This is a genomic window from Cellulomonas triticagri (genome assembly GCF_003696205.1).
GTDB lineage: Bacteria > Actinomycetota > Actinomycetes > Actinomycetales > Cellulomonadaceae > Cellulomonas > Cellulomonas triticagri.
In genome coordinates this window covers 1-2562 of sequence record NZ_RFFI01000225.1, presented here as the reverse complement: position 1 = coordinate 2562, position 2562 = coordinate 1, and the positions used below count along the sequence as shown (strand labels likewise).

Below are 2562 nucleotides of genomic sequence, written 5' to 3'. Positions count from 1 at the left end.
CACGCGCCCGGGGCAGGGCACCGACCACCGGCAGGCCGACGGCGGCGGCGACCTCCTCCGGGGCGAGGACGGCGGGCGCGGCACCGCCCGCGACGAGCCCGACCCGGCGGCCGTCGCGCACGAGCACGTCCCGGAGCAGCCGCGCACCGGCGACGCCGGTGACGTCGCGCGGGGCGAGGACGAGGACCGTCGCGCATGCGTCGGCGAGCACCCGCGCGCCGGTGGGGTCCTCCCGGAGCAGGCCGGATCGGTCGAGGTCGACCACGACCGAGCGGTGCGCGACGGTGAGGGCGTCGAGCACGTCCGGCACGACGTCGGGCCGGGGCGGGCCGGGCTGCGAGTCGTCGGCGGGCAGCACCGCGCACCGGTCCCAGCGCATGAGGTTCCCGGCGAGCAGTGCGGGGTCCACGACGCCGCGCGCGCCGCTGAGTCCCGGCCACCGCAGCCCGGGGTGGGACTCCAGCCCGAGCACCGTGTCGATGGAGGGGCCCGGTCCGCCGTCGACCAGCGCGGTGGCACCCTTGCGCGCGAGCCGCGCGGCGAGCAGCGCCGCCAGGACGGTCGCTCCCGCTCCGCCCCGGGCGCCGACGACGCCCACCGTCCCCGCGCCGTCCTGCTGCCGTGCTGCCACCGCGTCCTCCTCGTGCCGCCGGTCCTCCACCTCGACGGTGCCGCCCCGCGACCCGCACGACCCCGCCCCGCTCCGCGCACCTGGGGACCACGCACGCCTCCGCTCCCTGTGGAAGGCTCAGAACCCGCTCCCCGCCCGGCAGGGCCCCACCAGCGGCCCCGCGCCGCGCAGCGGCACCGCCGCACCACCGCCGGGCACCCCCGGACCGCCGAGGAGCCACGAGCCCGCAGGAGCCGCCGCGTGACCGACCGCCGACCCCCCGACCTCCGCCCCGCCGCGTTCTTCGACCTCGATAAGACCCTGATCCCGTCGTCGGCCGCGACGGCGTTCGCGCGCCCGTTCCTGCGCGGCGGGCTGCTGAGCCGCCGGGCGGTGCTGCGCGCGGCCCGGGCCCAGCTCGCGTTCCACCTCGCCAGCGCGACCGAGGACCGCACGGAGCGGGTGCGGGCGCAGCTGTCGGCGATGGTGGTCGGCTGGGACGTGGACCGGGTCGCGGAGGTGGTGCGGCAGAGCGTGCAGGGGGCGGTGGGCTCGCTGCTGTCCCCCGCGGTGCTGGACCTGGTCGCGCGGCACCGGGCGGCGGGGCACGCGGTGGTGGTGGTGTCGGCGTCGAGCGACGACCTGGTGCGCCCGATCGCGGCGCTGGTCGGTGCGGACGACGTGATCGCCAGCCGGATGACGGTCGAGGACGGCCGGTACACCGGGGCCATCGACTTCTACGCGTACGGCCCCGCGAAGGCCGTCGCGATGCGGGACCTGGCCGCGCGGCGGGGCTACGACCTGGCGGCGTCGACGGCGTACACGGACTCGGCGACGGACGCGCCGATGCTGGACGCGGTGGGTCACGGCGTCGTCGTCGACCCGGACCGGGGGCTGCGGGCGCTCGCGGCGGTGCGCGGCTGGGAGCCGCTGGTGCTGCACCGGCGTCCCCTGACGCGGGCGCTGGCCCGGGTCCCGGCCCGTACCGCGGTGGCGGTGCTGATCACCGCCACGGGCCTCGCGGCCGCCCTCCTCCTCGCCCGGTCCCGGTCCGGCATCCGGGCGCCGGTCTCGGATGCCGGGCACTCCGCCGGGCACCACCTGGGACTTCATCGGCCCCACTTCCCCCGCCGGGCGGCACGCGCTGTGATGGGTCGCACAACAGCACGACCCGAGGGAACCCACGCGCGATCCGTCCACGCATAGGACGAGTCGGACGGGCTCGATCCCGCACCGGCTGACCACCGTGCACGCCTGATAACCCTCGCGTCGTCCGTTCGGCGACGGCGTCCCCCGGGGCGCCGTCGTTCGTGCCCGGAGGCGTCCGGTCCCGCGACGTCACGCCCGCGCGGTCAGCCCCCGAGCCGCCCCGCGAGCACCGCGTCCGCGACGACGCGCCCCTCCCCGGCCCCCGCGACGACGGCGTCCGCGACCGCTGACACCCACCCCGCGACGCCCTCCGGGGTGCCGGTCGCGAACCGCGCCGCGGCGGCGAGATAGGGGTGCGGCGTGCCGGACCACGCGACCTCCGGGACCACCGCCCCGGTGGGGTCGAGCCCGCGCCCGCTGAGCAGCATCCGCGCGGCGGCGCGCGCGACGACGCCGTTCCCCGCGGCGAACGGGCGCACCGCCAGGACCTCCCCGTGCACCACGGCCGCGACGAGCAGCGCCGGGACGCGGGTGGCGGCGACGGTGCGGGTCAGCAGCGCGAGCCGCTCGGCCGCCTCGTCCCCCGCCGGCGCGGGCCCGAGCCCGGTGAGGTCGCGGGGTGGGGCACCCACGGCGCGGACCCGACCGAGGTCGGCGTCGTCCAGCCACCCGGCACCGGCCGCCTGGTGCAGCCGGGCGAGCACCTGCGCCAGCGGCGGGACGACGGGCTCGCCCCGCCCGCCGAGGTCGGGCCGCCAGGTCGCGGCGAGCACGGTGGCCCGCAGCGCACCGGTGGCGACGCG

The 2562-nt window shown here is 79.2% G+C and carries 3 protein-coding genes; 1 reads left to right on the top strand and 2 read right to left on the bottom strand.

Features of this window, described 5'->3' with window-relative positions; all coding sequences use genetic code 11:
* A partial coding sequence (locus EBM89_RS20325; RefSeq protein WP_147463650.1) for a CpaE-like family protein occupies window positions 1-631 on the bottom strand: 631 nt, incomplete at its 3' end.
* 240 nt (window positions 632-871) lie between these two features.
* Here EBM89_RS20325 and EBM89_RS20320 point away from each other — a divergent pair.
* Window positions 872-1816: an HAD family hydrolase gene (locus tag EBM89_RS20320; RefSeq protein WP_122151377.1), complete on the top strand. Its 945-nt coding sequence runs from the start codon at window positions 872-874 to the stop codon at window positions 1814-1816.
* A gap of 146 nt (window positions 1817-1962) precedes the next feature.
* Here EBM89_RS20320 and EBM89_RS20315 read toward each other — a convergent pair.
* Window positions 1963-2562, bottom strand: a 600-nt coding sequence (locus EBM89_RS20315) for a Fic family protein (protein ID WP_147463649.1), incomplete at its 5' end; no start/stop codon positions are given.